A 23,073-nucleotide genomic window follows, 5' to 3' on the forward strand; every position below is an offset into this window, starting at 1 on the left:
ATGAAGCTGCATACATTAAAACCTGCTGAAGGTTCAACAAAAACAAACAAGAGACTTGGCCGCGGTCAGGGCTCGGGTGGGAGCACGGCAGGACGCGGTCACAAGGGTGCACAGTCCCGTTCGGGTAACGCCAAGAAGTCTGGCTTCGAAGGTGGTCAGATGCCTTTGCAGCGTCGCGTACCGAAGTTCGGTTTTAAGAACAACAACAAAGAATATTTCAAGGCAGTGAACCTTGATGCTTTGGAAGGACTTGCTGAAAAAGTAAAATCCACTACCCTCAGCCTCGCCGTGCTGATCGAAAATGGTGTAGTAGGCAAGAACGACAAAGTGAAAGTTTTAGGAAGAGGTGAATTGAAAGCAAAGGTTAGCGTTGAGGCACATGCCTTCTCTGCTAGCGCAACACAAGCGATTGAAAAAGTAGGTGGAACAGCCACAACCGTGAAGTAATGAAGCGTTTCATTCAGACCATAAAGAATATCTTCTCAATAGAAGACCTGCGCGTCAGGATTCTCAATACCATGGGATTCCTGGTCATTTTCAGGCTCGGATCTTATATTGTATTGCCCGGCATCGACCCTAACCGGTTGGATGTGAACCGGAACACCAGTGGTATTCTCGGTTTCATCAACACCTTCTCGGGTGGTGCCTTCAACAACGCGTCGATTTTCGCATTGGGCATCATGCCGTACATCTCGGCTTCGATTATCGTACAGCTCCTTTCGTTTGCTGTACCCTATTTCCAGAAGCTCCAGAAAGAAGGCGACTCGGGCCGGAAGCGTTTGAATCAATATACCCGCGTGCTGACGATCTTTATCACGATCTTCCAAGGCTATAGCTACCTCAAAGGCGCTATCGATCCTTCGGTGATCATGAACCCCGGACCGTTCTTTTTCGTGACCTCCGTAGCCATCCTCATCTCCGGAACGATGTTCTGTATGTGGTTGGGCGAAAGGATCACCGACAAAGGTATCGGTAACGGTATCTCGATGTTGATCATGATCGGTATCGTGTCGCGCCTGCCGCTGGCATTGATCGCCGAGATCAGCGACAAGTTCCCCGGAAAGGCTTTCGCATTTATCATTGAATTATTTGTACTGTTCGGAATCGTGGTAGCCGTTATTGCCCTCACGCAAGCGACCCGCCGCATCCCGATCCAATATGCCAAGCAAGTGATCGGCAACAAACTCTATGGCGGCAAGCGCGACTTCATCCCCTTGAAGTTGAACTCCGCAGGGGTAATGCCCATCATCTTCGCACAAGCTTTGATGTTCTTTCCGGCCCTCATCGCGGGCATGTGGAGAGACAGCGACATCGGCGCCTACATCGGATCTACATTTTCGGATCCGTATTCATGGCAGTATAGCTTGCTGTTCGCGTCCATGATCTTGATCTTCACGTTCTTCTACACGGCGATCACGATCAACTCGAACGACATTGCTGACAACTTGAAACGCAACGGTGGCTTTGTGCCCGGAGTAAAACCCGGCAAACAAACCGCTGAGTTTATAGACACTGTTTTATCAAGAATCACATTGCCCGGAGCCCTGTTCCTGTGTGCTATTGCCGTGCTTCCCGCATTCGCAGTAAAAGCTGGAGTAGGACAAAACTTCGCACAGTTCTTTGGTGGCACGTCGCTTCTGATCTTGGTTGGGGTGGTATTGGATACCCTCCAGCAAATCGAAAGCTACCTGCTCATGAGACACTACGAAGGGATGATGAAGTCGGGCAGAGTGAAAGGACGTTCTCAATTTGCTGCGGCTTAAAGGCTGAATGATTAACTTAAAAACGGCAGAAGAGTTACAGATCATGAAGGAGGGCGCCCAGATTCTGGGGAAGGCCCACGGAGAGATCGCCAGGAAAGTAAAGCCTGGTGTGAAAACGAAAGATCTGGACAAGCTGGCGGAAGAGTATATCAGAGATAATGGTGGAATCCCGTCGTTCAAACACTACAACGGATTTCCTTCATCACTCTGCATCTCGGTAAACGACGTAGTGGTGCACGGATTTCCCGGCAACTATGAAGTGAAAGAGACCGACATCATATCGATAGATTGTGGTGTTTTATATAAAGGTTTTCACAGTGATTCGGCATACACTTATCCACTGGAAGGTGTAGGACCGGAAACACTGCTCCTCCTGAATCGCACGTACGAGTCCCTTTACCGGGGCATCGCACAGGCAAAAGCAGGAAACCGGATCGGGGATGTGAGCTATGCGATCCAGAGCTACGTAGAGAGCTTCGGATACGGTGTGGTTCGCGAACTGGTGGGACACGGCGTGGGGCGCAAGCTGCACGAAGATCCGGAAGTGCCCAACTATGGTAAGCGGGGCAAAGGAGTCAAGATCATTGCCGGAATGGTTTTCGCCATCGAGCCGATGATAAACCGGGGAACAAAGAATGTCGTGCAGGATAACGACGGTTGGACGGTGCGAACCGCCGACCACATGCCCAGCGCACATTTTGAACATACGGTGGCCGTGACCGAGAGCGAAACAGTGATATTGACGACGCACGAGTATATTGAAGAAAACTATCCATATAAGTGGCGAAGCAAAAGTCAATAGAACAAGACGGCACAATTTCGGAAGCGTTATCCAATGCGATGTTTCGCGTACAGTTGGAAAACGGACATGAAGTGTTGGCACATATTTCAGGTAAAATGAGAATGCACTACATCCGCATTTTGCCCGGCGACAGAGTAAGATTGGAAATGTCGCCTTACGATTTAACAAAAGGTAGAATTGTATTCAGATACAAGTAAAAACGAACATGAAAGTTAAAGCATCCATAAAGAAACGCAGCGCTGATTGCAAGATCATCAGACGCAAGGGCAAACTGTATGTGATTAACAAAAAGAATCCTAGGTTTAAACAAAGACAAGGTTAACATACTATGGCACGTATAGCAGGTGTAGATATTCCCGATAACAAGCGAGGCGAAATCAGTCTCACGTACATCTTTGGTATTGGCCGTAGGTCAGCCCAAAAGATCCTTACGGAAGCCGGTGTAAGCATCGACAAGAAAGTGAAGGAATGGAACGACGAAGAGTCGAACGCAGTCCGCGCAATCATCGCTGAGAAATTCAGAATCGAGGGTGCGTTGAAATCTGAGATCCAGTTGAGCATCAAGCGCCTCATGGACATCGGATGCTACCGCGGACTCCGCCACAGAAAGGGCTTGCCCGTTCGTGGACAAACTACCAAGAACAACGCCCGTACTCGTAAGGGTAAGCGTAAGACGGTAGCGAACAAGAAGAAAGCAACTAAAGGTTAATAGATAAAACTTTTCAATAATGGCGACAGCTGAAAAGAGAAAAGATAAAGCGAAGAAGCGCGTAGTGAACGTGGAAGCCGTAGGGCATGCACACATCCGTGCCACGTTCAACAACATCATCATTTCGATGACCAACACCACAGGACAAGTAATTTCCTGGGCGTCGGCCGGAAAGATGGGCTTCAAAGGTTCGAAGAAGAACACTCCCTATGCCGCTCAGGTGGCCGCTCAGGATTGCGCTTCCAAAGCTTTCGAACAAGGACTGAGAAAGGTAGAAGTATTCGTGAAAGGCCCTGGCGCCGGACGTGAATCGGCTATCCGCACCATCCAAGGATCGGGCATCGAAGTAACGGCTATCCGCGACGTGACGCCGCTGCCGCACAACGGCTGCCGCCCTCCGAAGAAAAGAAGAGTTTAATTAAAGAATATTATATTTAGGTTTTACCATGGCAAGATATACAGGCCCTAAAGTCAGAATCTCAAGACGTTTCAACGAGCCTATTTTAGGTGATAACAAGGCGCTTCAGAAGAAGAACTATGCTCCGGGTCAACACGGCCGTGGCAAGAAGCGCAAGCAATCGGAATACGCTACGCAGCTTGCTGAAAAGCAAAAGGCCAAATACATCTACGGTTTGCTGGAAAGACAATTCGCAAAATTGTTCGACACGGCTTCCCGCAAGAAGGGCGTAACCGGTGAAGTGCTCCTGCAATTGCTGGAGTCACGGCTGGACAACACCGTGTACCGTCTGGGTATCGCTCCCACACGCCGCGCGGCTCGTCAATTGGTATTGCACAAACACATCCTGGTGAACGGCGATGTAGTAAATATCGGTTCTTTCACACTGAAGCCTGGCGACCTGGTGGAAGTACGCGAACGTTCCAAATCATTAGAAGTCATCACCAACAGCCTCTCCCTCCAAGGAGCCAAGAAGTACAACTGGTTGGAGTGGGACAACAGCGAAATGACAGGAAAAATCATCAACCTGCCACCGCGTGTTGATATTCCCGAAAACATCAACGAGCAGCTGATCGTTGAATTGTACTCGAAGTAATTTTAACTGTTAACAACATCACTATGTCAATATTAGCATTTCAAATGCCAGAGAAGGTTGCGATGGAAAAGTCCGATGATTTTCACGGTCTCTTCACATTCAAGCCTCTGGAAAAAGGATATGGGGTGACCATCGGCAATGCGCTGAGAAGAATCCTGTTGTCCTCCCTGGAAGGTTATGCGATCACCGGAATCAAGGTTCCCGGTGTACTTCATGAGTTTTCGACCATCGAAGGAGTTGTGGAGGATGTTGCCGAAATCATCCTCAACCTGAAAATGGTTCGGTTCAGAAAAGTATCGGATAACTTCGATAATAAAATCACGGTAAACATTAAGAAACAGAAGCAGTTCAAAGCTGGCGACATCGCTAAGTTTACCTCTGCTTTCGAAATTCTTAACCCCGAGCACGTCATTTGCAACCTGGACGAAACCGCTCACTTCGAGATCGAACTCACGATCGAGAAGGGAAGAGGCTACCTCCCGGCTGAAGAAAATAAGCCTACAGAACAAGTATTCGGATTCATTCCGATCGACGCCATCTTCACGCCCATTAAGAACGTGAAATACAGCGTAGAAAACACCCGCGTAGAGCAAAAGACCGACTACGAAAAGTTGGTAGTAGACATCGAAACCGACGGATCTATCCACCCTGAAAAGGCGTTGGAAGGTGCCGCACACATCCTCATCAAACACTTTGCCCTGTTCTCCGACAAGTCGATGGAACTCGAAACCGGCAAAGATGCAGAAGTAGAGCAAGTAGACGAAGAAATGCTGCACATGCGCAAACTGTTGAAGACCGCATTGCACGACCTCGATCTGTCCGTACGCGCCTACAACTGCTTGAAAGCAGCCGATGTGAAATCACTGGGCGACCTCGTTCAACTGGAGATCTCGGACATGATGAAATTCAGAAACTTCGGTAAGAAGTCGCTGGCAGAATTGGAACAATTGGTAGCGGAGAAGAACCTCACCTTCGGTATGGATCTCTCCAAGTATAAACTTGATGAAGACTAGGAAATCATGAGACACGGTAAGAAGGTAAATCACTTAGGTAGAAAAACAGCGCACAGACAAGCGTTGCTTTCGAACATGGCTTCTTCGTTGATTCTGAACAAAAGAATCACGACCACGGTAGCCAAAGCCAAAGCGTTGAGAAAATATGTTGAGCCTTTGCTGACCAAGTCGAAGGACGACACCACGCACTCCAGAAGAACGGTGTTCTCCTACCTCCAAAACAAGGAGTCTGTGAAGACCCTGTTTGGTGAAGTAGCATCGAAGATTGCCGATCGTCCGGGTGGATATACCCGCATCATCAAATTGGGTGATGTACGCGTAGGTGACAACGCCGAAATGTGTCTCATCGAACTCGTGGATTTCAACACGCTCTACAGCAAGGAAGGCGTGGCCAAGAAAGCCAAGACCAGAAGAAGCCGCGGTGCGAAGAAAACCGAAGGTGCCGAAGGCGCAACCGAAGCTGCTCCTGCAGCCGAAGCCAAAGCTGAAAAGGCAGAAAAGAAGCCCAAGAAAGCTTCCACTAAGAAAGAAAAAGAATAGTGATAGAACGCCATTCATACGAAAAGGGATCGAACAATCGTTTGATCCCTTTTTTTATGCCCTGGCCGCTGGTAAAAACCTATGCCCGGGCATGCTAATCCCGGAATTACTAACGTATTTTTGCGAACGCTATGCAGAAAAAAGCTTACCTCCTTCTTGAAGACGGCCTCCTCGTGGAGGGAACGGCCATCGGTAAAATCGGCACCTCTGGTGGTGAAATATGCTTCAATACCGGCATGACCGGGTACCAGGAGATCTACACAGATCCTTCTTATTACGGACAGATCATCGTCAACACCAATGCCCACATTGGTAACTATGGCGCTTTCGACGCTGAACAAGAGTCGAGCCGCCCCATGATTTCCGGGTTAGTGGTCAACGAATTTGCCCATGAATTCAGCCGCAAGTCGGCCACAGGCAGCCTGCAGCAATACCTGGAGAGCCGCAACGTGGTGGGCATCGCCAACATCGACACCCGGATGCTGGTGCGCTACATTCGCAGCAAAGGCGCCATGAACGCCATCATCTCCTCAGAGCTCACCCCAGACCAGCTCAAAGCAGAAATAAAGAAAGTGCCCTCCATGAACGGGCTCGAACTCTCCTCGCTGGTAACGACCAAAGAGGCCTATACCGTAGGCGATGCCCACGCAGCCATCAAAGTGGCGGTGCTCGACCTGGGTATCAAACAAAGCATCGTGACCAACCTGGCCAGCCGCGGCGTGTTTTGCAAAGTATTCCCCGCCAAGACATCCTTCGCGGAAATGAAGGCCTGGAATCCCCACGGCTACTTTATCTCCAATGGCCCCGGCGACCCCTCGGTGATGACCTACGCCATTGAAACCGTGAAGCAAGCATTGGATTCGGGCAAGCCCCTTTTCGGCATTTGCCTCGGCCATCAACTCCTGGCGCTGGCCTCCGGAATTTCGACCTACAAAATGCACCACGGTCACAGAGGGTTGAACCACCCGGTGAAAAACCTGGTCACCGGCAAAGGTGAAATGACCTCCCAAAACCACGGCTTCTCTGTGAACGAAAAGGACATCGAGAAGAATGCCAACGTAATGGTCACCCACGTCCACCTGAACGATAACACCATCATGGGCATCCGCCTGAAAGACCGGAAAGCGTTCTCGGTGCAATACCATCCTGAAGCCTCCCCCGGGCCGCACGATTCGCGCTACCTCTTCGACGAGTTCATTGAAATGATACAGGCGGAGATCGCCGAACCCGTCACCGCCTAACCCGAACAACTATCATCCAATCCATAAATCTAAAATCACTATGAGCTTAATCGAAAGCATTCATGCCCGGCAAATTCTCGACAGCCGCGGCAACCCCACAGTTGAAGTTGATGTAGTAACTGAGTCCGGCGCCTTTGGACGCGCCGCTGTGCCCTCCGGTGCTTCTACCGGATCACACGAAGCCGTAGAACTCCGTGATGGTGATAAAAAGAAATTCATGGGAAAAGGCGTGTTGAAGGCCGTGGACAACGTGAACACCAAGATCGCTGCCGAAGTGGTGGGCTTTGATGTTTTCGAACAAAACCTGGTCGACCAGATCATGATCGACCTGGACGGCACACCCAACAAAGGCAAGCTGGGTGCCAACGCTATCCTCGGAACGTCTTTGGCAATTGCGAAAGCAGCCGCCATGGAAGCCGGCATGCCCCTCTATCGTTACATCGGTGGCGTGAGCGCAAATACACTGCCCGTGCCGATGATGAACATCCTGAACGGTGGTAGCCACGCCGACAACGCCATCGACTTCCAGGAGTTCATGGTCATGCCCGTAGGCGCAGCGTCATTCTCGGAAGCCCTTCGCATGGGTGCCGAAGTGTTCCATACCCTGAAAAAAGTATTGCACGATAAAGGTCTTTCTACCAACGTAGGTGATGAAGGTGGTTTTGCACCGAACCTCAAATCCAACGAAGAAGCTATCGAAGTGGTGTTGAAAGCGATCGAGAAAGCCGGCTTCAAACCCGGTTCCGATATGTTCATCGCCCTCGACCCTGCAGCATCTGAATTCTACGATCCCAAAGCAAAAGTATACCACTTCAAAAAGTCTTCTGGTCAAAAACTGAAGCCCGCAGAAATGGCAGCCTACTGGACCAACTGGGCCAAAAAATACCCCATCATCTCTTTGGAAGACGGCATGGCCGAAGACGACTGGGCAGGCTGGAAAGCCCTCACCGAAAGCATCGGCGACAAAGTACAACTCGTGGGCGACGATCTGTTCGTAACCAACGTGAAACGCCTCCAGAAAGGTATTGACGATGGCATCGCCAACGCCATCCTCATCAAGGTGAACCAGATCGGTTCGCTGACCGAAACCATTGCCGCCGTGAACCTGGCAAAACGCAATGGCTATAAGAGCGTGATGTCACACCGTTCGGGTGAAACCGAAGACAGCACCATCGCCGACCTGGCTGTGGCGCTGAACACCGGCCAGATCAAGACCGGCTCGGCTTCCCGTTCCGACCGGATGGCAAAATACAACCAACTGATCCGCATCGAGGAAGAGTTGGGCGAGATCGGCTACTTCCCCGGCAAGAACATGTAGTGCTTTGTCGAAATGATTATAGAAAAGCCAGGCAACATGTCCTGGCTTTTTTCGTTTCCAATCCTTAGCGACCGGAGGGAAGCGCGGCTTGTTTTTTGACGTTGATTTATTCTCTATCTTAGTATCACTTTTTAAGCTATATGTTCAAGAAACTGCCGAAACCGTTCCGGAATTTTTATTTTTTATCGATCGCCTTCTTTGTGCTTTGGATGATCGCCCTGGATTCGAACAACATGATCGCCCGCTATCAGTTGAGTTCGAAGCTGCGATCGCTGGAGAATGAAAAGGAGTATTACGAGGAAAAAATAAAGGAAGTGGAAAAGGATCGCGACGAGCTTTTTGGCGACCGGGAGTCGCTGGAAAAATTCGCCCGCGAGAAATACCTGATGAAAAAAGAGAGTGAAGACATCTTCATCGTAGCGGAAAAAGACTAAGTGGTATGAAAAAGATTATGCTGGCCGCCTCCCTCATCCTGATGGGAACCGTGGCGTTTGCTCAGTGGGGTGACGAAGAAATGAGCGAAAAACCCCCGTTGCGCGAACGCATCTTCACGGGCGGCGGATTTGGATTGAGCTTCTCGAGCTATTACAGCTATGTTTCCATTTCGCCGTTGATCGGCGTTAAAATCACCCCCAAGCTGGCCGCCGGCGCACAGGTGCAATATCGCTACACCAAATACAAACAAACATCGTATAACATCTCTACCAACGACTATGGCATTAGCCCATTTCTGCGGTATAATTTCTATGGCCCGTTGTTTCTGCACACCGAGTATGAGTATCTGAACTACGAATACCCCATCTCGCAAAGTGAAACCGTCCGCCGGGGCTTTAACAGCTTCATGGCAGGCGGGGGCTTGTTTCAACCCATCGGCCGGCATGCTGGATTCTATCTCGTGGCCTTGTATAATTTCAGCTATCACGAACCGACCAACCCAAACGATTTCTCACCGTACAGTAGCCCGCTGGTTTTGCGGGTGGGCGTAACGGCCGGATTCTAAAAACTCACACCGAATTTTTTACCGAGCTCCTTCAGATCTTCGGCAACTTTAGGGTTCAAAGGTATGCCGTGCTCCATGCGATGCGCATGCATTTCCCGTTCAGGGTCTCCCGGAATAATAACACGCTCCTGTCCTTCGATGGTTTGGGCTGAGCGAAAGCGCGTGATCCAATTGTCCATATGCGATTTGAATTCCTGTGCCGGCCGGAAAGCATCCACCCGCATGGCGCCAAAGAAATGACCGATGCCTTCGCCCACCGGATCGGAAGGGGGCTCCAAAAAAGCAACGAACGGAGGCACCCAGGGGCCATAGTTCGCGCCCGATAACACAGCCGAAAAAATGTCCACCCAAGCCCCAAGACAAAATCCTTTGTGACTGCCGTGTTCGCGGTCGCTTCCCAACGGGATCAATGCCCCGCCGCTTTTAGTTTCATTGGGATCGGTGGAAGCAGCCCCCGACTTGGTCTGCACCCAACCCACAGGCGCCGCCTGATTTTTGCGTTGCAGAATTTCCAGCTTGCCGTTGGCCGCCGTGGTCGTGGCAAAGTCGGCCACAAAAGCGGGCTGCTGGTCGGCGGGTATAGCCACGGCGATAGGGTTTGTTCCCAATAATCTTTCAACAGAAAACGTGGGGGCAACGAGTGGGCTGGCGTTGGTCATGGCCATGCCGATCATGTCGTGTTCCAGCGCCATCATGGCGTGATAGCCCGCGATGCCAAAGTGATTGGAGTTCTTCACGGCCACCCAACCCGTGCCGGCGATTTGCGCTTTGCGGATGGCAATCTCCATCGCCTTGGGCGCCACCACCAGCCCCAAGCCACCATCCCCATCCACCACGGCCGTACTAGGCGACTCGTGGACCACGCGTACATTCGGCGCGGCGTTCACCCGCTTCTTGTCCCAGAGCCTCACATAGCCCGACAAACGCGCGATGCCATGCGAGTCGATGCCCCGCAAATCGGCGCGCAACAATACGTCCGTGGCGAGCACGGCCTGGTCGTCGGGGCAGCCGATCTTTTTGAAGATGGTCAAGGCGAAATCTTTCAGCGAGTCGTAGGCGTAGATGGGATCTGTCATGGGGCAAAGATAAGAACGAAAAGCACCGTGCCTAGACAGCAAAAACAGTGGCCCTTCCAACTCTAAAAAAAATATCTTAATTTGGGATACCGATTGGCCTGTGAAGCCTGATTTTTTAAACGCCGATCACTTTTTATTTTTTGGTATAATTCTTTCTCCTCGCTCTCGACTGAATGCCCCGCAAGGCCTAAACCATGATCTCAAACACTATTAGCCTATGCTAAAAAAATACCGCTATGCCTGGCTGGCAGGCTTTCTCTTATCATCCCTCACCGCTTTTTCTCAAGACCTGGATTCGCTTTTAAACCTCAACGCCTTCACCGCGGAAAGCGATCTTCAAAAAATTCTCAATAAGAACGTGGCCGTGTCGTCCAAGAACGGGTTGACCACCCGCGAGACGCCGGGGATCATCACCGTCATTTCTGCCGAAGAAATTCAAAACAGCGGCGCGCGCGACATGATCGATGTGTTGCGCCTGGTACCGGGTTTTGATGTGCAACAGGATCTTCAGTTTGTGATGGGCATTGGCTTGCGGGGAAGCTGGGCCAACGAGGGAAAAGTGCTGGTGATGATGGATGGCCAGCCGTTCAACGAATTGCTGTATCAAACCGTGGCCATCGGCAACCGCTTTCCGGTCGACGCCGTGGAACGCATCGAGATCATCCGCGGGCCTGGGTCGGCCATTTATGGCGGGTCTGCGGAATACGGGGTGATCAACATCATCACCAAGGCCGCCGACAGCCTCAACGGCGTGGCGGTGTATGGCACCGGTGGATTTCATGCCGACGCCGTGGGCCGGACCAACGGCGGGGTGATGGCCTCCAGAAAAACCGATACCTTTTCGTGGGACTTCAATGCCTTTAAAGGAAAGGGCATTGTGAGCGACCAACGCCAACACCAGGATCTCATCCAAGATTATGGCGTTCAGGATCTCTCCAAAGTGACCCGCGCCGACCCGATGAACCTGAATCTGGGATTGAAATACAAAAGCCTTTCGTTCCGCACCATGTACGACCAGTTCGAAACCTCGGACCCGTCGACGTTTGTCTCGAACAAGAATTTCTTTACCGACCTGCGCTATGCCTGGAAAGCCAGCAGCAAGCTGCTCATCACACCCCAATTGAAATACTATAACCAGGTTCCCTGGACCTATGGTAACCGGGATACGGAGGAAAAATCATTTAACGTCAGGGCTACGCGTGCCTTGGCGCAGGTGGACGCCATCTATGATTTTTCGCGTAAAGCCAGCGTCACCTTTGGGGGCGTCTATTTTCAGGACGAAGGCAAGGACCTGCTGAATGGGGGCCTGTTCCAGGGAAACCAAACCCTGAAGCTGAACAACGTCGCCTTCTTTGCCCAGGGCCTTTTTAAACATAGGTTGGCCAATGCCACGCTGGGTTTCCGCTATGAAAAGAACAACCGCTACGGCGCGGCCTTCGTGCCCCGGATCGCATTGACCAAGAAGATCGAGAACTTCCACTTTAAGGTATTGTTTAGCCAGGCCTTCCGCGCACCCTCGCTGCAGAACATCAACATCGCTCTGAATGGCCAGGTGAAACCGGAAAAATCGAACGTGTTTGAAGTGGAGCTGGGCTACCAGTTCACGCCCGAAATGTTGCTGTCCGTGAATGCCTTTAACATCACCACGAAAAACGTGCTCGTTTATGGCTCGCAGGGAAGCGACGAGGACGGTACATTCGAGGAATGGTACGAAAACTCGAAAAAGAGTGGAAGCCGAGGATTGGAAGCGGTCTATAGCATCCGCAAAAAAGCATGGTATGCAAACCTGACATACTCCTACAGCACCGCGCTGAAGGACAATACCGTGGCCACGTACAACGTGCCTGGCCAATCGCAATACGTTGGGTTTTCGAAGAACAAGATCACACTCAACACCAACTTTTATCTCACGCCGAAGCTGAGCTTCAACCCGACCTTTATCTACGCCAGCAAGCGATATGCCTACACCATGCTGGACGCCGATGGCAACCCGGCATTATCTACCCTGGATCCGTATGTATTGGTGAACGCTTTTCTTAACTACCGGAATGTTCTTCCTGGATTTAACCTGGGTGCCGGCGCCTACGACATTGCCAATGTACGCCCTGCTATTCCCGAAGCCTACAACGGCGGTTATGCTCCCATATCCGGCCGCAGCCGCGAATATGTTGTGAAAATTTCTTACCAGATCAATTTCAAAAAATAACCATGAGACCCTCCCGAATATATACCCTCTTCTTCGTCTTCGGCCTCACCACAGCGGCTTGGAGCCAAACCACCAACTACCAGGTGTATGCCCTCTTTGTGGTAAACATCGCCAAGTACTCATCCTGGCCCAACCTCAACGGCGAGTTGCAAGTTACGGTCTATGGCAAATCGAAAGTCTATGACGAACTGCTCAAGCAAAATGGGAAGAACCTGAACGGCCACACCCTCAAAGTGACCCAGGCCAACGAGATCACCGACATCGGCGAAAGCCACGTCATTTACCTGGCCGATGGAAAGAGCAGTGCACTGGACGACATCATTAAAGCCACGCAAGGCAAATCGGTTATGATCATTTGCGAACGTGAAGGGCTTTACAAAAGAGGTGCGGGCTTTAGTTTCATCGTGACTGAAAACAGCACCTTGCGCTACGACATCAATAACACGGAATTGGAAAAGAGATTGATCAAGGTGTCGAAGAGTTTGACAGCTTTGGCAAATTCAATGATTTAGTTTTGATGCTTTGATGCTTTCGGTTCAGTGCTGCGATCATCGTAAAAATGAACCAGCCTCTACATGTAGATATTATAGAAGAATAAGTCGCCAACGTCAGCTACCGTATCAGCAAGATTGGATTTAAACCGTGATGCTTTTAGAAGCCATCACCTCATTGATCAGCGTAGCCAACACCCCTTCCTTCAAAGCATAAGTAGAAACGCGAATGCGATTGAACGTGTGCACCGATAGCAGATAACGGATCAGGCAACATGCCACCACGATCATATCAACGCGCATTTCGATCATGCCGGGAATTTGCATGCGCTGCTCGCGATTCTTGTGCAGCAGCTCGTCATAGATATCATAGAAGCCCTGCAACGTCAAAGGGGTTTCGATCTCTTCGGGACTTTTATGGATGTCGTGTTGGATGCAGAAGATGTCGCTCAGGGTGTCGAAGGTGCCGGAAGATCCGATGAGCACATGAGGTTGGTGAATTTTTAGTTCGTTCAACAACGGCTGAAGTTCTTTTTCGAAGTACCGGTCGAGGTGTTCGATCTCTTCTTTGGTGATGGGATCGTTTTTCTGGAATTGCTCCAGGAGGCGTTGGGCGCCAATCTCAAAACTGCGCTTCCAGGAGATGCGCTCGTTGTTGCCGAGGATAAATTCAATGCTGCCGCCGCCAATATCGATGATGAGCGATTTCTCCTTGTCGATGTCCATGGCCGACTTCACGCCCATATAAATGTACTCCGCCTCCAGGTCGCCGGAAATGATATTCGAATCGATGCCCGTCACGGCCTTGATCCGTTGCACGACCTCGTCGCGGTTGGACGCGTTGCGCAGGGCGCTGGTGCCAAAGGCATAGACTTTTCCGATGTTTTGCTGGTCGATCGTATTCCTGAAACTTTGCATGGCCAGGAGCGCCCGTTGAATGCCTTCCTCCGTAATGACCCCCCGGTTGATGCCCCCTTTTCCGATCTTCACGGCCAACCGCTCGCGATAGGTGATATGATAGCCCCGCTCATCGGCTTCCGCAATGAGCAGATGGAACGTGTTCGTTCCCATATCAATGATGGCGATCTTGCTTTCCATAGGTGTCAGGAGGGCGCGTGAAGATACGAATTTTCGAAACCCAGTCAAGCGCCCGTTCTCCCTGCGTAAAACGTCTTCCCCAAAGCAAAAAAATCCCAATTCGGACTATATTTAAACTTTTAATCAGCGGATGCTATGGCCAAGCGAATCATCAAGGATAATGTCCTCCAGGAAAAGTTTAATGAGCTCGAACGCAAGAACCAGGAAGCCCTGTTGGGCGGTGGTGAAAAGCGCATCGAACAACAACACGCCAAGGGAAAACTAACCGCCCGCGAACGCGTCAATCTTCTGATGGATGAAGGCTCTTTTGAAGAGCTGGGCAAGTTTGTCATGCACCGCAGCAAAGACTTTGGCCTGGACAAGGAATACTACCTGGGCGACGGCGTCATCACCGGCTACGGCACGGTGAACGGCCGGCTGGTCTATATTTTTTCGCAGGATTTCACCGTGTTCGGTGGCTCCCTTTCAGAAACCCACGCCGAGAAGATCGTGAAGATCATGGACCTGGCCATGCAAAATGGCGCACCGCTCATTGGCCTCAACGACTCCGGCGGCGCCCGCATCCAGGAAGGCGTGGTGTCACTGGGTGGCTATGCTGATATTTTTTACAGGAATACATTGGCCTCCGGGGTGATCCCGCAGATCTCGGCCATCATGGGTCCTTGCGCCGGGGGAGCTGTGTATTCTCCCGCCATTACCGATTTTATTTTTATGGTGGAAAACACATCGTTCATGTTTGTCACCGGCCCCAACGTAGTGAAGACCGTGACACACGAAAATGTGACGGCCGAGGAATTGGGCGGGGCCACCACCCACAGCACCAAAAGCGGGGTGACCCACTTTGCCTGTGCCAATGAAGTGGAGTGCATCAACCAGATCAAAAAGATCCTGAGTTTCATGCCCCAGAACTGCGAAGACGACACCCCCCGGTTGCCCTACACTGCCGGCGATGAGCGCCGTCCCGCACTCAACAACATCATCCCGGCCAACCCAAACCAGCCCTACGACATGCGCGAGGTCATTAGCGGTGTGGTGGACAACGACAGCTTTTTCGAGGTACATAAGAACTTTGCAGAAAATATCGTGGTGGGTTTTGCACGGCTGGCCGGCCGTAGCATCGGGGTTGTAGGCAATCAGCCTGCGTCCCTGGCCGGTGTGCTCGACATCGACTCCAGCGTGAAGGGCGCCCGCTTTGTGCGCTTCTGCGATTGCTTTAATATTCCCCTGCTCGTCTTTGAGGACGTGCCCGGATTTTTGCCTGGCACCGATCAGGAATGGAACGCTATCATCACCAACGGCGCCAAGTTGCTGTTCGCTTTCTCGGAGGCCACCGTGCCGCGCGTAACGGTCATCACCCGCAAAGCCTATGGCGGTGCCTATGATGTGATGAACTCCAAACACATTGGCGCCGACCTGAACTATGCCTGGCCCACAGCCGAGATCGCGGTGATGGGGGCGAAGGGAGCAGCCGAGATCATCTTTAAGAAGGAGATCTCCGAAGCGGACAACCCGGAAGCCAAACTGAACGAAAAAGTGGATGAGTACACCCACAAGTTCGCCAACCCCTACCGCGCCGCGCACCGCGGCTATATCGACGAGGTGATCTATCCCGACCAAACCCGCGAGAAACTGATCCGGGCCTTTGCTATGCTGGAAAATAAAGTGGCTAAATTGCCAAAGAAAAAACACGGTAACATTCCCCTATAGACCCCTATTAATTCTTTAAGACTATGGATAAGAAGAGCAAACAATTCCTCTACGAGTATCTTAACAATGCATCACCCACCGGCTTCGAAGCGCCCGGCCAGAAGATCTGGCTGGATTACCTGAAGCCCTATATCAACGACCACATGGTGGACGTCTATGGAACCGTAGTAGGGGTTGTCAACCCGAAAGCTGCCTACAAGGTGGTGATCGAAGCCCATGCAGACGAGATCTCCTGGTTTGTGAACTACATTACCGAAGACGGCTACATCTATGTACGCCGCAACGGTGGCTCCGACCACCAGATCGCCCCGTCCAAGCGGGTGAATATCCAAACGGAAAACGGCATCGTGAAGGGCGTATTCGGCTGGCCGGCCATTCACGTGCGCGACGCCGGTAAAGAAGAGACGCCTACGCTGAAGAATATCTTTATCGACGTGGGGGCCGAATCCAAGAAAGAGGTGGAAGCCATGGGCGTGCACGTGGGATGCGTGATCACGTTCGAGGACGAGTTGATGGAAATGAACAAACATTGGCTGGTCGGTCGCGCGCTGGATAACCGTATGGGGGGCTTCATGATCGCGGAAGTGGCCCGTAGGCTGCATGAAAACAAGAAAAAATTACCTTTTGCGCTCTATATCGTGAACGCCGTCCAGGAAGAAATCGGTCTCCGGGGCGCCGAAATGATCTCCCGGCGGATAAAACCCGACGTCGCGATCTGTACAGACGTGACGCACGATACACAATCGCCCATGTACAATAAAAAAGAGAGCGGAAACCTGAAATGTGGCAATGGCCCCGTGGTTTGTTATGGCCCAGCCGTGCAGAACAATGTCCTTAAAATGGTCATTGAGACCGCTCAAAAACGAAAAATACCATTCCAACGCCAGGCGGTTTCCAGGTCTACCGGTACGGATACCGATTCTTTTGCCTATTCGGCGGAAGGAGTAGCCTCCGCACTGATATCGTTGCCGCTCAAATACATGCATACAACCGTGGAAATGGTACATAAAGACGACGTGGAAAGCGTCATAAACCTGATCTACGAGTTCCTCCTGCAGCTCAAGCCGGGCCATGACTTCCGGTACATTAAGTAATCATTGGTAAAAACCTTACATCGATAAGGTTAACCCTTGAATAGGCTCCTCCACATTGTTGGGGGAGCCTATTTTTGTATCATCAAACAAACCAAGAATTATGAAAATGTTTAAAGCTCTCGCGGTGGCAGCCCTCCTGATAAGCGGCAGCACCTACGCCCAAGAAAGATCGGTAGAGGAAGTTTACTCCATGATGGTCTTCAACTTTACCAAATATGTGCAGTGGCCTGACCACGCCGGATCTGGTGAATTTGTGATCGGTGTAGTAGGCAATGCAGACATCTACAACACGCTCAACGGATGGTATGGCGGTAAACCCCGCGGCACGAAGACGTATGTGATCAAGAAGTTCGCTAACGCTTCTGAAGTTACCGACTGCCACGTGTTGTTCATCGACAAGTCTAAAAGCAGCGAATTTGAAGCAGCAAACAACAAAGTGAAAGGCAAAGGCACTTTGGTGATCACAGATAAGAACGGATTAGGTGAGAAAGGTAGCGGCATCAACTTCAAGATGGTAGACAACAAACTGAAGTTCGAGCTCAACCAAAAAGCGATCGAAGCTTCTAACTTGAAGGTATCCGGTGCGCTTTCGTCTATGGCGATATTGATTTAATGGGTTGTTTGGAAGCCTCGGGGGTTACACCCTGGGGTTTTTTCCAGATTAAGTAGTAGATTAGCAAAAGAGCCCAATTAATTTTTTAATCTATGAAAAACCTCTTTTTAACAGCACTCATGGCAATAGTCGTGAGCACTGTCGTGGCGCAAGAAAGGCCCACACATGAAATTCACGCTGCCATGTTGTACAACTTTATTAAGTATGTACAGTGGCCAAATGAAAGCGAAGCCGGCGAATTTGTAGTAGGTGTGATCGGAGACGAAAACGTCTTCAATACCCTCAAAACATGGTACGACGGTAAGCCTAAGGGAGTAAAAAAATATGTGATCAAAAACCTTGCTTCTGCCGACGAAGCCGGCTCATGCCAAGTGGTATATGTTGGAAAGTCGAAGAACAAAGAGTTCGAGAACATAAAGACAAGCACAACGGGTAAATCCGTGTTGACCATCACCGATGGCAACGGGATGGGCCAAAAAGGAAGCTGTATCAACTTCAAAGTGATCGAAGGAAAACTGAAGTTTGAGCTCAACCAGGGAGTGATCGGAGCGTCTAGCCTGAAAGTTTCCACACAGCTGAGCAGTATGGCGATTTTGATATAGGGAAAGCGATTTGAGTTTTCCACTGGCACGGTAGGAATTGAGTATGGAGAACGAGGGGATGTTCCAGGAAGTAGTTGAAAATTCGGATGACATCATCATCGTAACAGACAAGGAATTTAGAATTCGCTACATTTCTTCGTCCGTTCACAAGATCTTTGACGTCGCACCGGTTTCGCTGTTGGGTCGTAATATTTTTGATTACGTCACCCGCGATAAAGAGGAGAGCTGGAAAGCTTGCCTCAACGAAACGCCCCATTCCGTAGTGGACGAAGTGGAGCTGACGGTGCAACGGGATCAGACGATCTATTTTGATGTGCATGTATCCAATTTGCTGGACCATTTTAAGGTGCAGGGATTGGTGCTGAAACTGCACAACATCACGGATCAAAAGCATAAGGAAGAGGAATTGCTGCGCTCCAATCAACAGTTGGACCAGGTAATTTACAAGACCACACACGATTTGAAAGCCCCTTTGATGTCGGCCCTGGGCTTGGTGAGTATCGCAGAGAATGCGCCGGCAGAAGAGAAAGACCAATACATAGGCCTGATCAAAAAGAGCCTGTTGAAATTGGATTCGTACCTTGAAGAAATGAACAATTTTTTCCGCAACGAGAAATTAGCGTTGCAACGGGAAAAAATAAATTTAGCTGAACTGCTCGCAGACGAACTGGAGAACCTCAAAAACCTCCACAACGGCAACCGGGTAAAGGTTTTGCTGCAGGCCGACGACGATGGCGTGGAATGGTATTCAGACCTGATACGGGTGAAAACGGTTATAACCAACATTTTTTCCAACGCGATTAAGTACCAGGACTTGCAAAAACAAAATCCATTCATCAAAATTGCAACGCATGTCGACCAGGATTTTTGCGACATTCGCATCGAAGATAATGGCATAGGAATTGACCCTGAGTATAAGGAGAAAATTTTTGATCTGTTCTTCCGGGCAACGGATCAATCGCAGGGAACGGGACTTGGATTGTTTATTGTAAAAGATACAATAGATCGGTTGAAGGGTTCGATCGAGGTGAGATCGAAAAAAGGAGAAGGAACCACGTTCCAGATCCGCATACCCAACCAACTGCAACAATCCATCGAGGTGGAATGAAGACTTACGCACGGGGTCATAGAGTTTTTATAGAGAGGGTCTTTTCTCTATGCGCTCTGTGCGTTTTTTAAGATACTTTTTTGAAATAGTGTACCAGACGAGGTACTGAAAGATATACGTACGGGGCCGCAGAGTTTTTACAAGAGAGGGTCTTTTCTTTGCGCGCTCTGTACGTTTTTTTTATCCTTCCCTTTTGTGCCCTTCCTTTTTCTTTACTTTGAAGGATGCACGACCCGACTCACATTGATCAACGCGGCAAAAACATCACCATCCCCTTTCCTCCAAGACGGATCATTTCGCTTGTACCCTCACAAACCGAACTCCTGGCCGACCTGGGCTTGGAGCAACAGGTGGTCGGCATCACTAAATTTTGCATCCATCCCCCAGCCTGGCGGAAAACGAAAGCCATTGTCGGCGGCACCAAGCATTTTGATTTTGAGGCCATTCACAGCCTCCAGCCTGATCTGATCATCGGTAACAAGGAAGAGAACTATAAGGAGGGCATAGAGGCCCTGGAAGGCCGCTATCCGGTCTGGATCAGCGACATCGTTACGCTGCAGGACGCCTTCGGGATGATCGCGGGGGTAGGTCAAATAACCGGTAGCAGCCTTGCCGCCGGCCGCCTCGCAGACGGCATACGCGACGCGTTCGCCCAAATAAAAAAACACGAACAATTGTCGGTGCTATACCTCATCTGGAAAAAGCCCTGGATGGCGGCCGGTTCAGGTACCTTCATCCACGAAATGCTCGCCACCATTGGATTGAATAATGCGGCCGGCCATCTGCCCCGATACCCGGAGCTGACGCCACAACAGATGCAGGAATTGAAACCGGACCTTATTTTTCTTTCATCGGAACCCTACCCATTTCAGGATAAGCACAAAGCGGAGCTGCAACAACTCTGTCCGGCGTCCAAAATTCTTTTGGTGGATGGAGAAATGTTTTCGTGGTATGGCAGCCGGCTGCTCAAGGCTCCGGCCTATTTCAATTCCCTCACACTTCCGTAGCGGGAATGCCAAAAGAAAGGATGTCTTTCCAAAAATTGGGATACGACTTGCGCGTAACTTCCGGCTTTTCAATCTCCACTTCCATGCGTGTAGCCAGCGGCGCAAAGGCCATGGCCATCCGGTGGTCTTTGTAGGTATTGAAATAGGCGGAATCCGGCGAGGCTGCGGAAGGCTTCAGGGTCCAGTGTTCTTGATCTATTTCGATAAGGTCCGCCCCGATTTTCCGAAGTTCGTTTTGAAGCGCTGCGATGCGGTCGGTCTCTTTGATGCGAAGGCTTTCCAGGCCGGTGAAATATCCGGTCACATTTTTTACTGCACAGATCACGGCTACGGTTTGGGCCAGGTCGGGGCAGTGGGTGAAGTCCCAGTGCAGTTCTTTTTTGTGATCGGTTTTGGTCAGCTTCAGCAAGCCTTTGTCCAATACCGCATTCACCCCGAGAACTTTCATGATGTCAACAATCTTGCTGTCGCCTTGCAGTGAATCCAGGGACAGGCGGGGGAGGAGAATTTCGGCTTGATCGGCCAGCGCGGCAAAGGAAAACCAGTAGCTGGCGGCAGACCAGTCTGACTCCACCGTGAAGGCTGCTGGTTTGTAGGCCTGATGTGGCACGATCACTTTGTTTTCGAGGAGCGTGCTTTGCGCTCCGAAATGTTTCATCAGGGCAGCCGTCATTTCGATGTAGGGTCGGCTGCCGATCTTACCCGTCAGTTCCAGGGTCAATCCCTGGGGCAGGGTTGGGGCGATCATCATGAGCGCGGAAATGTATTGGCTGCTCACATCGCCACGGATGCTGATGGTTTGCACCTTCTGGCCGGCAAACGATTTAATACGATGCGGCGGGTATCCTTCTTTTTCCAGGTAGTCGATCTCCACCCCCAGGGTGCGCAAAGCATCCACCAACAAGGCTATGGGGCGCTCCTTCATTCGCGATGTGCCGGTCAAGGTCTTTTGTTGACGCGTCACGGAAAAATAGGCGGTGAGAAAACGCATCGTCGTGCCGGCATCTTCTACGTCGATGATGGGATCAGTAGAGTTCACCAACCGTAACATCAACTGGGTGTCGTTGGCATCGGAGAGGTTGTGAAGCTCGGAGGTGCCACCGGCCAGGGCGTTGATGATGAGGGCACGGTTGCTTATGCTTTTAGATGCGGGGAGCCATTGGGCCGTGCCGCGCAGAACAGACGTTCGTTTGAGTTTGATGCTTGTGCTCAAGAGAAAAAAATTGTCCGGCAAAATACAGTTTGTCGAAGATTTATTTTCATTGCCCGAAACATTTACTAAAGAATTTAAGTTACGGTAAATATGAGTACTACTGGAAAAATCGCATTGGGTGTAGGCATCGCCTCAAGCGCATTACTGGCCGCCTGGTTGTTGACTGGCGACAGAAAAGAAAAAACCAAATTGGTTGTTGCCAAAGGAGCACGGACTTTGAAAGGCTCCCTGAAATCGGGTAAAAAAGTTGTCACGGAAGAGACAGGCTATTACATCTGAAGTGAGCGGTAAAATGACAGAGCCCCTTTTACCTCATCAAGACTGATTTCATAGTCCCATTTGGCGCTGCCGATCCCATCGGGCAGGACGCTTAGAATTGTATTTCCTTTATTTTTCTTGTCTTGCAATGCCACCCCGGCAATTGTCTCTTGTTCTTCTTCCCTGAAATTTACTTTTCCATAGATCTTTAGCAGAAAAGCGCAAAGTCGCTTGAAGTCTTCCTCAGTGATGAAGTTTCTCTGCCTCCCGATATAAGCTTCGGTGATGAGTCCAACAGCAACGGCCTCCCCGTGCAGCACGCGACGGCCGGCGCCTAGCAGGTAAGTTTCCAGCGCATGGCCAATGGTGTGGCCGGCGTTCAGGATTTTGCGGAGTCCTTTTTCTTTTGGGTCTTCCTGGGTGATGCGCGCCTTGAAGGCAACGGAGTGGCGGATCAGGGCATCCCAGTCCTGCGTTTCCAGGGGTTTCTTCGAGATCACTTCCCACATGGCCTTGTCGGCGATGAGGGTGTGTTTGATCACCTCGGCAAATCCGGAACGCAGCTCGGCGTAGGGAAGGGTTTTTAGAAAGCCGGCATAGAGCAGGGTGAGCGTCGGCTGTTGGAAGACGCCGATATGGTTTTTGTAATGATTGAAATCAATGCCCAGTTTTCCACCGATACTGGCATCGGCTTGCGCCAGGAGGGTGGTGGGGATCAAAATAAAATCAATGCCCCGTTTGTAGGTGGCCGCGCAAAAGCCACCCATGTCGCCCAGCACGCCGCCGCCCAGCACGATGAGGCATGCATGGCGGTCCATGGCGCGGTCGGTCATGGCCTGCCAGATGGTGGTGCAGGTGGTGAGGTTCTTTTGTTCCTCGCCGCTTTTTACCGGGATAACGAAATGCGCGGGAAGGCCTTCCCGGATGAGCGGGTAACTGTGCTGTTGGGTGTTTTCATCGACCAGCACACCGACCTGGCTGTAATTTTTTTTCTGTAGAAAAGACCTTAAATCGTTGGCGGGATCGGAAGAAAACAGAATGTTATCGGGCAGCATCGGGCTTTTATGAATCTTTTGATCGAAAGTTATTAAAATCCCGGCAAACAAAATTTTGGCTGTTACCGGCGGTGAGGATAACTCCTATATTTGCCCGACATTTTTCG

Annotated in this window: 27 protein-coding genes; 23 read left to right on the forward strand and 4 right to left on the reverse strand. The window is 50.7% G+C overall.

The genetic code is table 11. From position 1 onward, the window contains the following. From rplO to BUB30_RS28835, 14 genes are all read left to right on the forward strand, one after another. A complete protein-coding gene (gene rplO / locus BUB30_RS28770; protein ID WP_073141601.1) occupies positions 1 to 447 on the forward strand; it encodes a 50S ribosomal protein L15 in 447 nt (148 codons plus the stop codon). Further along, positions 447 to 1,763 (forward strand): preprotein translocase subunit SecY, encoded by a 1,317-nt coding sequence (gene secY / locus BUB30_RS28775; protein WP_073141603.1) that lies wholly within the window; start codon positions 447 to 449, stop codon positions 1,761 to 1,763. The genes rplO and secY overlap by 1 nt, the downstream gene beginning before the upstream one ends. A 7-nt stretch (positions 1,764 to 1,770) precedes the next feature. Continuing rightward, positions 1,771 to 2,565 (forward strand): type I methionyl aminopeptidase, encoded by a 795-nt coding sequence (gene map, locus BUB30_RS28780; protein ID WP_073141605.1) that lies wholly within the window; start codon positions 1,771 to 1,773, stop codon positions 2,563 to 2,565. Then, positions 2,544 to 2,762 carry a translation initiation factor IF-1 gene (infA, locus tag BUB30_RS28785; protein ID WP_073141607.1) on the forward strand — a complete coding sequence of 73 codons (219 nt, stop codon included), beginning with the start codon at positions 2,544 to 2,546 and terminating at the stop codon, positions 2,760 to 2,762. The genes map and infA overlap by 22 nt, the downstream gene beginning before the upstream one ends. An 8-nt stretch (positions 2,763 to 2,770) precedes the next feature. After that, positions 2,771 to 2,887 (forward strand): type B 50S ribosomal protein L36, encoded by a 117-nt coding sequence (ykgO, locus tag BUB30_RS28790; RefSeq protein ID WP_073141609.1) that lies wholly within the window; start codon positions 2,771 to 2,773, stop codon positions 2,885 to 2,887. Positions 2,888 to 2,893: 6 nt separating this feature from the next. Then, positions 2,894 to 3,274 carry a 30S ribosomal protein S13 gene (gene rpsM, locus BUB30_RS28795; RefSeq protein ID WP_073141611.1) on the forward strand — a complete coding sequence of 127 codons (381 nt, stop codon included), beginning with the start codon at positions 2,894 to 2,896 and terminating at the stop codon, positions 3,272 to 3,274. Between the two features lie 19 nt (positions 3,275 to 3,293). Next, positions 3,294 to 3,692 (forward strand): 30S ribosomal protein S11, encoded by a 399-nt coding sequence (gene rpsK / locus BUB30_RS28800; protein WP_073141613.1) that lies wholly within the window; start codon positions 3,294 to 3,296, stop codon positions 3,690 to 3,692. Between the two features lie 28 nt (positions 3,693 to 3,720). Continuing rightward, complete coding sequence (rpsD, locus tag BUB30_RS28805) at positions 3,721 to 4,326, forward strand: 30S ribosomal protein S4 (RefSeq protein WP_073141615.1); 606 nt, start codon at positions 3,721 to 3,723, stop codon at positions 4,324 to 4,326. A gap of 23 nt (positions 4,327 to 4,349) precedes the next feature. After that, positions 4,350 to 5,339, forward strand: coding sequence for a DNA-directed RNA polymerase subunit alpha (locus tag BUB30_RS28810; protein WP_073141617.1), 990 nt, complete (start codon positions 4,350 to 4,352; stop codon positions 5,337 to 5,339). Between the two features lie 6 nt (positions 5,340 to 5,345). After that, entirely contained in the window at positions 5,346 to 5,879 is a 534-nt protein-coding gene (gene rplQ, locus BUB30_RS28815) for a 50S ribosomal protein L17 (RefSeq protein ID WP_073141619.1), read from the forward strand. A 131-nt stretch (positions 5,880 to 6,010) separates the two neighbouring features. Then, positions 6,011 to 7,120 (forward strand): glutamine-hydrolyzing carbamoyl-phosphate synthase small subunit, encoded by a 1,110-nt coding sequence (gene carA, locus BUB30_RS28820; protein ID WP_073141621.1) that lies wholly within the window; start codon positions 6,011 to 6,013, stop codon positions 7,118 to 7,120. Positions 7,121 to 7,160: 40 nt separating this feature from the next. Then, a complete protein-coding gene (gene eno, locus BUB30_RS28825) occupies positions 7,161 to 8,438 on the forward strand; it encodes a phosphopyruvate hydratase (RefSeq protein ID WP_073141623.1) in 1,278 nt (425 codons plus the stop codon). Between the two features lie 140 nt (positions 8,439 to 8,578). Beyond that, positions 8,579 to 8,872, forward strand: coding sequence for a septum formation initiator family protein (locus BUB30_RS28830; protein ID WP_073141625.1), 294 nt, complete (start codon positions 8,579 to 8,581; stop codon positions 8,870 to 8,872). 5 nt (positions 8,873 to 8,877) lie between these two features. Then, a complete protein-coding gene (locus BUB30_RS28835) occupies positions 8,878 to 9,438 on the forward strand; it encodes a hypothetical protein (RefSeq protein WP_073141626.1) in 561 nt (186 codons plus the stop codon). Here BUB30_RS28835 and BUB30_RS28840 read toward each other — a convergent pair. Continuing rightward, entirely contained in the window at positions 9,435 to 10,514 is a 1,080-nt protein-coding gene (locus BUB30_RS28840) for an Ldh family oxidoreductase (protein ID WP_073141628.1), read from the reverse strand. The two genes, BUB30_RS28835 and BUB30_RS28840, sit on opposite strands and share 4 nt — an antisense overlap. A gap of 217 nt (positions 10,515 to 10,731) precedes the next feature. On the opposite strand from BUB30_RS28840, the gene BUB30_RS35840 reads away from it, so the two are divergent. Continuing rightward, positions 10,732 to 12,720, forward strand: a complete 1,989-nt coding sequence (locus tag BUB30_RS35840; protein WP_073141630.1) for a TonB-dependent receptor plug domain-containing protein — start codon at positions 10,732 to 10,734, stop codon at positions 12,718 to 12,720. A gap of 2 nt (positions 12,721 to 12,722) precedes the next feature. After that, on the forward strand, positions 12,723 to 13,232 hold the full coding sequence (locus BUB30_RS28850) for a YfiR family protein (RefSeq protein WP_073141631.1): 510 nt from the start codon (positions 12,723 to 12,725) through the stop codon (positions 13,230 to 13,232). Positions 13,233 to 13,355: 123 nt separating this feature from the next. Here the strand turns inward: BUB30_RS28850 and BUB30_RS28855 are convergent, their stop codons facing one another. Continuing rightward, a complete protein-coding gene (locus BUB30_RS28855) occupies positions 13,356 to 14,309 on the reverse strand; it encodes a Ppx/GppA phosphatase family protein (RefSeq protein ID WP_073141632.1) in 954 nt (317 codons plus the stop codon). Between the two features lie 135 nt (positions 14,310 to 14,444). Between BUB30_RS28855 and BUB30_RS28860 the strand changes: the two genes are divergently transcribed. From BUB30_RS28860 to BUB30_RS28885, 6 genes are all read left to right on the forward strand, one after another. Then, positions 14,445 to 16,016 carry an acyl-CoA carboxylase subunit beta gene (locus BUB30_RS28860; protein WP_073141634.1) on the forward strand — a complete coding sequence of 524 codons (1,572 nt, stop codon included), beginning with the start codon at positions 14,445 to 14,447 and terminating at the stop codon, positions 16,014 to 16,016. 23 nt (positions 16,017 to 16,039) lie between these two features. Beyond that, positions 16,040 to 17,110, forward strand: coding sequence for a M42 family metallopeptidase (locus BUB30_RS28865; protein ID WP_073141636.1), 1,071 nt, complete (start codon positions 16,040 to 16,042; stop codon positions 17,108 to 17,110). A 100-nt stretch (positions 17,111 to 17,210) separates the two neighbouring features. Next, on the forward strand, positions 17,211 to 17,723 hold the full coding sequence (locus tag BUB30_RS28870; protein ID WP_073141638.1) for a YfiR family protein: 513 nt from the start codon (positions 17,211 to 17,213) through the stop codon (positions 17,721 to 17,723). Between the two features lie 92 nt (positions 17,724 to 17,815). Further along, positions 17,816 to 18,325, forward strand: a complete 510-nt coding sequence (locus BUB30_RS28875) for a YfiR family protein (RefSeq protein ID WP_073141640.1) — start codon at positions 17,816 to 17,818, stop codon at positions 18,323 to 18,325. Between the two features lie 43 nt (positions 18,326 to 18,368). After that, the gene (locus BUB30_RS28880) at positions 18,369 to 19,433 is read left to right on the forward strand and encodes a PAS domain-containing sensor histidine kinase (RefSeq protein WP_073141642.1); all 1,065 of its coding nucleotides are present in this window, start codon (positions 18,369 to 18,371) and stop codon (positions 19,431 to 19,433) included. A 224-nt stretch (positions 19,434 to 19,657) separates the two neighbouring features. After that, positions 19,658 to 20,440: an ABC transporter substrate-binding protein gene (locus BUB30_RS28885; protein WP_073141644.1), complete on the forward strand. Its 783-nt coding sequence runs from the start codon at positions 19,658 to 19,660 to the stop codon at positions 20,438 to 20,440. On the opposite strand, the gene BUB30_RS28890 is transcribed toward BUB30_RS28885, so the two are convergent. Next, positions 20,427 to 21,653 carry a 3-phosphoshikimate 1-carboxyvinyltransferase gene (locus tag BUB30_RS28890; RefSeq protein ID WP_073142448.1) on the reverse strand — a complete coding sequence of 409 codons (1,227 nt, stop codon included), beginning with the start codon at positions 21,651 to 21,653 and terminating at the stop codon, positions 20,427 to 20,429. The genes BUB30_RS28885 and BUB30_RS28890 overlap by 14 nt on opposite strands. Positions 21,654 to 21,743: 90 nt before the next feature. On the opposite strand from BUB30_RS28890, the gene BUB30_RS28895 reads away from it, so the two are divergent. Continuing rightward, a complete protein-coding gene (locus BUB30_RS28895) occupies positions 21,744 to 21,932 on the forward strand; it encodes a hypothetical protein (protein ID WP_073141646.1) in 189 nt (62 codons plus the stop codon). Here BUB30_RS28895 and aroB read toward each other — a convergent pair. Then, positions 21,923 to 22,966, reverse strand: coding sequence for a 3-dehydroquinate synthase (aroB, locus tag BUB30_RS28900; RefSeq protein ID WP_073141648.1), 1,044 nt, complete (start codon positions 22,964 to 22,966; stop codon positions 21,923 to 21,925). The two genes, BUB30_RS28895 and aroB, sit on opposite strands and share 10 nt — an antisense overlap. Positions 22,967 to 23,073 lie beyond the last annotated feature (107 nt).

This window comes from Chryseolinea serpens, assembly GCF_900129725.1.
GTDB classification, from domain to species: Bacteria; Bacteroidota; Bacteroidia; order Cytophagales; family Cyclobacteriaceae; genus Chryseolinea; species Chryseolinea serpens.